This window comes from uncultured Legionella sp. (assembly GCF_937871865.1).
Lineage (GTDB): Bacteria > Pseudomonadota > Gammaproteobacteria > Legionellales > Legionellaceae > Legionella.
This window is the reverse complement of record NZ_CALMPD010000229.1, coordinates 1-6,842: the sequence shown is the minus strand read 5'-3', so window position 1 is coordinate 6,842 and position 6,842 is coordinate 1. Positions and strand designations below refer to the sequence as shown.

Below are 6,842 nucleotides of genomic sequence, written 5' to 3'. Positions count from 1 at the left end.
AAGAATTTTAATGAGTTTTAGTTAGGAGGCAAGGTGCTGTGCGTAAGGTGAGTTATTTATTCGCTCATGATTAGAATACATGGTCTTATACCTTAGTTCATAATGGGGCTGAATTTATTGTTTGATGATAGGTCGTTAAATCCGCGTTTGTTGGCATAAAGCACTTTCGCTGGTTTATCATCCCAATAATAATGAGTACCTGTCTTTGTTTTTTGTTCTTCTTCATGCCAGCGGCATAATTTCTTATAGGTATCAAACAAGGCTCCCAATCGCCCCTGAGTTAAAGCCGGATGAACTTGCGATAAGTCATTAGCGACCGATAAGTCTTGGCCAAAACCAACGAAGTGTGTGGACTCTATCAGGTGCAACAGAGCTTCTGCACCGTATAATTTATCTTCTCGATTATAGCCACCGTTCCACAAGGTATAACCGCAAAGACTTAATCGCGTAGTATAATTATCTTCTTTTTCCCGCCCTTGGATGTAGTCTTTAAGCTCTTGTTGCAGTATCCAGCGGCACGATTTGGGAAGATGCTGTTCTTTGGCGTATTGATAACTGCTTTTTTGCTCCAGAATGAGGGTCTCAATGCCAAAGTAAGAGCTTTTTCTCCATACGGATGCCTTTTTGTGGTAATTCCCACCTTTTTCCAACATCGCCAATAGCTCTTCGTCAAGGCCGCGAATAGCGGCAATGTGCATGGCATTACAACAACTATGGCGCAGTAAAGGTTCGTTATAAAACCATTGGTATACATCATGCTGTTTCGAATTTGTATAAATAGGAATTTCAAGATCGACATTAAACAGAGCGTAATCCTTAGCCCTCATAGCCTCAATAATAGCACAGGCTTTGCTTGTACTGGGAACACCGTACACACAGATATTAGTCAGACTATGATGCAAGTACAGCCCATTTACCGTTCCAATGCTGTATTTGTCGTCATGCCTGTAGCTTGTAAAAAAAGTATAACTTACAAATCCAGTCATCACTGGCATGTTGTTATAGTGGCAGGATACAAAACGAGGGGCAGCGTTTACAATTTTAGTAATAAGCTCTGGTTTATAGGCATTTCTAAATAAATAATTATGAAGGGGGATTGAATCAAAAAACAACGGGCTGGCTTGTTTGATGAGCCTGTCAAGAAATGTTGAATCCTGATAATAAGTGAACGTTTTAATGCAATGCAGCCAGATTTTTTTTTGCAGAGCATCCGTAAGGGAATAATCATCCATTAGCTCTAGAATAAAGTTTGCGATATGGATGTCTGAAGAGTCGTTATTTTCCAGAAGAAACAAGAACAATTCGGTTAATTGCTCTGGGCTTAATCGAGCGTAGGCTAAAATTTGCTTAAACAACTGTGTACTGCAGGTAATAACGTTTTCCCGTGTATTCTCTATCCTTCCGGGTAAGACTACACGTTTAAATGTGTACCGGTCATACTTCGACTCAAGATTTAAAACATCAATATTCATCAAATTATAAAGCAGATAATAGGAGTTTAACGGCAGTTGTGGATGTTGTGATAGAATAGTGCTTAATTCGTCCAGACAGTTTCTATATGATGCTACATAAAGTCCTTCAGAAACGGTTAATACCCCCTGTTCTCTTAGGACAGATATCAAGGTGCTGAAATTCTGCTTTTCTTTTGTGATTGATAGATGGCAAGGTGACTTTGATTTGAATGACCACATATTGTCTTTATCAAAATAGAGTTCCTTGTCTAGTAAGTCATTATCCCCACCTCTCACTTGCCAGCTAAGATTACGGCAGTATTCTCTTTTGATATGCTCTTGTAATTCTTTACGCAATGACTCAGATGAGGAGTGCCAGCCAAGAAATGCCACAGTCACATGATAGCTCTGTCTATAATGTTCACGGACAGCATTGAATTGCCAATCCTTAAAGTAATTTAGCAGCTCATCCTGGGTTTTAATGTCAATAAAGCGAGACAATTGAGACATCACAAAATGAGCCGTCCGAGCATCGATTACAGCAAAGAGATGATTAATTAAGGTAGTATTGTCTGAATGATCACCATATTTTGGTAAAAAATCTTTGATTTGTGCCAGTGGAGTCTGATGCTTTTGATTAAGCATGTAGTCACATAGTTGTTGAAAAAAATCAAAATCATCCTGGTAGCGGCAGAGATTTAACCAAGCGACGATGTTAATGGATTCAGTGGTGGAGCCTTGTGCCATAAGCGTGGCAAGTTGTTCTTTTCCTGCAGAAGGAAGCTTGAAAGGACAAAAATCGTGGAGGCCTTCTTGCAACTCTACTGCCTTACGGCCACGCTCAAGTACTGCAAGGATAGCGGAAAAGCCCTGGTCTTTATAAAGGCTGGGATTATTAAAATCTTCTTTAGGTACCGTGCCATGGCCTTGTGTATAGGGGTTACCAAAGCCGGAATTAGCGCCAAAATATTTATATTGAGATTCTGCTGTTAAGAATGGATTGTTAACCACCCGTTCGAATTCCTCGCGCTGTTCAGTGGTGCTTAATAGTTCAAATTCCAGCATTTCTTTTGCCAAATTTATTAACTTAAAAGCATTATCTGCTGCTGGATTTTCAGGGTTTTTGTCCGGGTGAAAGCGTATCGCTAATTGATGATAAGCTGCAACAACGTCTTTATTGGTATACTGAGCTGAAATTGAAAATAACGCACGCGCTGAGGGAAAATACTGTTGCCAATTGGTGATGCGGTTTATCTGGGCTACAACAGATTGTTTGTAGAGCGGATTTGCAGTGTCATCTAAAGGAAGGCTCATGTTATGTTCCATCGGCTATTATTGCTCGTAATTTTACCATACCGCTCTTAAAAAATATAATATTGTAGGCCAAAAGAGGGGGAGTTTTATCTTAATATCTTCCTTTAATTGAGTTTTTATTCGCTAAAATCAAACAGTTATGTACATTTTTTCCTAGGAAATCTCTTGTGATAATAAAACGTGTATCAAGGTTTATCGAGAGGCTCAAAGCAAGCACTGTTGTTTATGTTATGCTGCTTATCACAAGCGGAGTTTAGGGCTTAATACATGTCGTTATTAATTATGTTTTTCAATAAATGATGACCATTTTTCTTATGCCTCTTACTTCTGTAAGCATCATTTTATTTCTGTTGTAGATAGTAGTCATAATCTTGAACGCATATTTCATAGATACACTCACCAATGCTCATTGGAGGCATAAAAAATGTTGGATATGGCTTGCTAGCTTTGCTTTATGCATACCCCAATACATAAACTTATTTAAAAACAAATTCCAATGCAGTAGAACACCTTTCTGCGTCACTGCCCATACCCAGCAGTGACGCAGAAAAATCACATTGATTTTACCGCGTAAAATCAACACATTTCAGCATTTTGTCCGATCCCGCCAATCGGGATTGGACAAAATTCTTTCCAAAATCCCTTGCGAAGCAAGCACCGCTTTGCTAATTTGGAATCAAGCATGACTGATGAGCTGGTGAAATTCCGGCGAAACGTCAACCGACGTCTTATGCTAAGCCACTTCATTCCCTAACCCCGTGGCTGGACCAGGTCTTGTGATATGCCATCTTGTTCCCTAATTCCATGGCAAAGCGTTTAGCAGGGAAACCCTATCAGGAGATATCTTTACGGTTTTACGCCCGAGGAGTGCTTTAAGCACATCATCATTAATAATCAGGTAAATCAACCGAAGTTTCGGTGATCTTTTTTTGCATAACCCAATTGGGATGAACAGTCCCTTTGGGGCTAATCCTCCCTACCCCAAGGAGCTACCATGCAACAACAGGAACCAGTACAACTTGAGATTGAACATTTGCTCTTTGAGCTGAATTGTTGTGTGAATGATTTAAGCCGACACCGACTTCAAATTAACACCCATGACATTCAGCAAGCAGAGCTAAGTTTAAACAAATTGGAATCACTGATCTCCTTTGTCAAACAGTTCGATACTCAACGAATCGCTTGTTAATTGAAGTAATTAAAGTCTTTTCCGCATAACAGAAAACCACCTGCTTATGCGGATGTTTTTCTGTTATGCCACCCACATTAAACAATAACAGGAGAATACAATGACCGCATCTTTAAATCGCGTTCAATTAATTGGCAATCTCGGTGCTGATCCTAAAAGCATCACCGGAAAAGACGGACAATCTTTTGTCACCGCTACTTTGGCTACTAATGAATTATTCAAACAGAATAATGAATGGCAAACCAGAGTGGAATGGCATCAGTTGGTACTATTTGGAAAGCTAACCAAAGTCACTGAGTATTTAAAGAAAGGAGTACAAGTATACCTAGAAGGTAAACTACGTTCCAATCAATGGACAGACAACGAAGGCAAAGCACGTCAAGCCTTCAGCATTGTTGTTAACCATATTCAGCTACTCAGCTCACCCAAATCAACTGACGAATCCAGCAATAAAACCGCAGAACAGCACATGGCTCAGATGCGTGAAATGTTGCAACCGGATTCGGAAGAAATTCCGTTTTAATCATACCCTACCACGGGAGCAAGCTCCCGTGTGGGATTGCTCCATTCACACAAGGAGATAATCCCATGGACACCCCTTCAATCTACGTCGCCTGTTTAGCATCATACAATAACGCCATCCTGCATGGTGTTTGGATAGATGCTACTCAAAGCGAAGATGACATCATGAAAGAAATCTGGGAAATGCTGGATAACAGCCCTGAACCCAATGCTGAAGAGTACGCCATACATGATTATGAAGGATTTGGCAGCATCAAAATTCATGAGTATGAGTCAATAAGCAATATTGTAGAGTATGCTTCATTTATTCAAGAACACGGAGAACTAGGCTTAGCCCTTCTCTGTGATTATTCGGTAGATGATGCACAAACCATGTTGGAGGATCATTACCAAGGTTGTTATGATTCAGGGGTTGATTTTGCCAGGCAGTTATTTGATGACTGTTATGTCCATCAAATGCCAGATAGTTTGATATGCTACTTTGATTTCGAGGCTTTTGCTCGGGATCTTTTTATCAATGATTACTGTTCGGTTGAATATGATGGACAGATTCATGTGTTTTCAAATTATTAAGCCCCAGCTTGGGGCTTAATTTTTAATCTCAAATAGTTACTTCAGTCAATATGAAATTACAGAAGAAAACAACCAATATTTTTATAAAAAATAATCAAATTGCTAACAACCACTTATTTAGCTCACTAATAACCATCTCTAGATCTTCTGGTAAACCAAGCAATTGAGTTCGGTGAACACCTAAAGCACGTAAATGTCCAGACCAAAGAAGCTGCATCCGCTCTAATTCATCAGGCAGAAACTGAATTGGAATGGAAAAGACTGTACCCCTATTTTGAAATGTTTTGACAATATTACCTTTTAAGTGAGCTTTATCAAGAAGCTCATTCTCTCGGCATAGTAATAGCAAATCATGATAGTCTTTCATACGACTATTGGCAGCCCCTCGAAAAATGACAGTTTTCAGCTTTTCGGCAAAAATAGTTTCTACCGGATATACTTCAAGCGAAATAGGATCTTCAAACAATGGCTTTTCTTTGTAATTAAATGATGGCCAATCAAGCGATAGTGGTTCCACAGCATCCCCAACACCAATATCCACATAAAATTTGTCACTCATCACCCCAAATCGGACGGTTATTCCCACTTGAAACCCAGGATAATTCATATGCTGGTGCTCCAAATCCTCAAGGTGGATGAACTTCATTTGAAACCCATCATCCAGATTAAGTAAGCAGATTTCTTGTATGATTAGCTCTACATTGGATTTTTCTGCGTTTAACCTCCTGGCTAGTAGATCAATATCGGTCGTTTCTCTGCCAATAGTCAAGTAATAGGATAATAGTAACCCACCTTTAAATATGAATTTGTCAGAATATTCAGAACGAGAAAGTCTTGCTAAAAATCGCTCCAAAACCAACAACTTCCAGACCTCATTAAAACTCCGGCCTTGTTCTTTGGCAATATGCTTTAATCTTGCCTTTAATGCTTGTTCATTCATGTTGTTACCGTCAAAATATAGGATTCAAGATCAAGTCCAAATTGCCTGGCATAGCGCTGAAGCTTTTTAATATCCAATTTTTGGGAAGCATTCCCTTTCACCGCTGCTTTCAGTGCTTTAATAGCAATTTCTTTACTGAGATAGCGAAAAGCGTCTATTATCGTTCTTTCTCTGTCAAAAATGGCGATCGTTTCCTGTCCTATTGTATGTACTGTTTGGCCTGTTTCTATATCACGCATTCGAACAATGCGAGTATGTTCTCGCTTAGGAGCTGTCGTAGCATGAGGAACGGCTATCCAATACTCTCTAGGCATTTCATCCGTCAGCTCGTAAAGTGCCAAAGCTGAGACCAAGCATACTACGCCTCGCGGAATACTTTTGGCAATGATAATCAGATCTTCCCATTGAAAATCTGCATCAACAGAGGATTCAATACCGCGATAAACACCATGACCAATACGTTCAATCCGATTCGTTTTTACATAATAACTGAGCCGGCTGGGATGGATACCCGCTTCACGTGCCTCTGCGGCGTAAAAGACTGCTCTTGCAAACAGATCTTTCAATGTAATTTCATTATTTAGTTTCATACTTATAATTTTAATATTAAAACCCAATAACGTCAAATGGGTTTCAATATTAAAATAACTCTGTAAAAACCCATTGTGGGGAATTTGCGTATTTGAGTACGACATTGTTATACATCGTAGGACATTTGTAGTGGTTTCCTGCGATTAAAATTATAATAAAATCAATTACTTATTTTGTAATTGACGGACTCATAATCCGTTGGCCCTAGGTTCAAGTCCTAGTGGACCCACCAATAAAATCAAGTAGTTACGAACAGTGAAGT

At 39.4% G+C, this 6,842-nt stretch carries 6 protein-coding genes; 3 read left to right on the top strand and 3 right to left on the bottom strand.

Going from position 1 to position 6,842, the window contains the following annotated elements:
* Positions 1-92 precede the first annotated feature (92 nt).
* Positions 93-2,765 carry a J domain-containing protein gene (locus Q0495_RS12195; protein ID WP_298626759.1) on the bottom strand — a complete coding sequence of 891 codons (2,673 nt, stop codon included), beginning with the start codon at positions 2,763-2,765 and terminating at the stop codon, positions 93-95.
* Positions 2,766-3,759: 994 nt separating this feature from the next.
* Here Q0495_RS12195 and Q0495_RS12190 point away from each other — a divergent pair.
* The 3 genes from Q0495_RS12190 (at position 3,760) to Q0495_RS12180 (ending at position 5,049) form a co-directional block, all read left to right on the top strand.
* Complete coding sequence (locus Q0495_RS12190) at positions 3,760-3,954, top strand: hypothetical protein (RefSeq protein ID WP_298626757.1); 195 nt, start codon at positions 3,760-3,762, stop codon at positions 3,952-3,954.
* 100 nt (positions 3,955-4,054) lie between these two features.
* Complete coding sequence (locus tag Q0495_RS12185) at positions 4,055-4,477, top strand: single-stranded DNA-binding protein (RefSeq protein ID WP_298626755.1); 423 nt, start codon at positions 4,055-4,057, stop codon at positions 4,475-4,477.
* Positions 4,478-4,542: 65 nt separating this feature from the next.
* Positions 4,543-5,049: an antirestriction protein ArdA gene (locus tag Q0495_RS12180; RefSeq protein ID WP_298626754.1), complete on the top strand. Its 507-nt coding sequence runs from the start codon at positions 4,543-4,545 to the stop codon at positions 5,047-5,049.
* Positions 5,050-5,143: 94 nt separating this feature from the next.
* On the opposite strand, the gene Q0495_RS12175 is transcribed toward Q0495_RS12180, so the two are convergent.
* Positions 5,144-5,989 carry a nucleotidyl transferase AbiEii/AbiGii toxin family protein gene (locus Q0495_RS12175; protein WP_298626752.1) on the bottom strand — a complete coding sequence of 282 codons (846 nt, stop codon included), beginning with the start codon at positions 5,987-5,989 and terminating at the stop codon, positions 5,144-5,146.
* Positions 5,986-6,684, bottom strand: a complete 699-nt coding sequence (locus tag Q0495_RS12170) for a type IV toxin-antitoxin system AbiEi family antitoxin domain-containing protein (RefSeq protein ID WP_298626750.1) — start codon at positions 6,682-6,684, stop codon at positions 5,986-5,988. Before Q0495_RS12170 ends, Q0495_RS12175 begins: the two co-directional genes overlap by 4 nt.
* Between the last annotated feature and the right edge of the window lie 158 nt (positions 6,685-6,842).

What these genes read in the sequence shown, in the direction of transcription:
- Q0495_RS12190 (WP_298626757.1), top strand. Translation starts at nt 3,760, where the DNA reads ATGCAACAACAGGAACCAGTACAACTTGAGATTGAACATTTGCTCTTT.
- Q0495_RS12170 (WP_298626750.1), bottom strand. Translation starts at nt 6,684, where the DNA reads ATGTCGTACTCAAATACGCAAATTCCCCACAATGGGTTTTTACAGAGT.
- Q0495_RS12175 (WP_298626752.1), bottom strand. Translation starts at nt 5,989, where the DNA reads ATGAATGAACAAGCATTAAAGGCAAGATTAAAGCATATTGCCAAAGAA.
- Q0495_RS12180 (WP_298626754.1), top strand. Translation starts at nt 4,543, where the DNA reads ATGGACACCCCTTCAATCTACGTCGCCTGTTTAGCATCATACAATAAC.
- Q0495_RS12185 (WP_298626755.1), top strand. Translation starts at nt 4,055, where the DNA reads ATGACCGCATCTTTAAATCGCGTTCAATTAATTGGCAATCTCGGTGCT.
- Q0495_RS12195 (WP_298626759.1), bottom strand. Translation starts at nt 2,765, where the DNA reads ATGAGCCTTCCTTTAGATGACACTGCAAATCCGCTCTACAAACAATCT.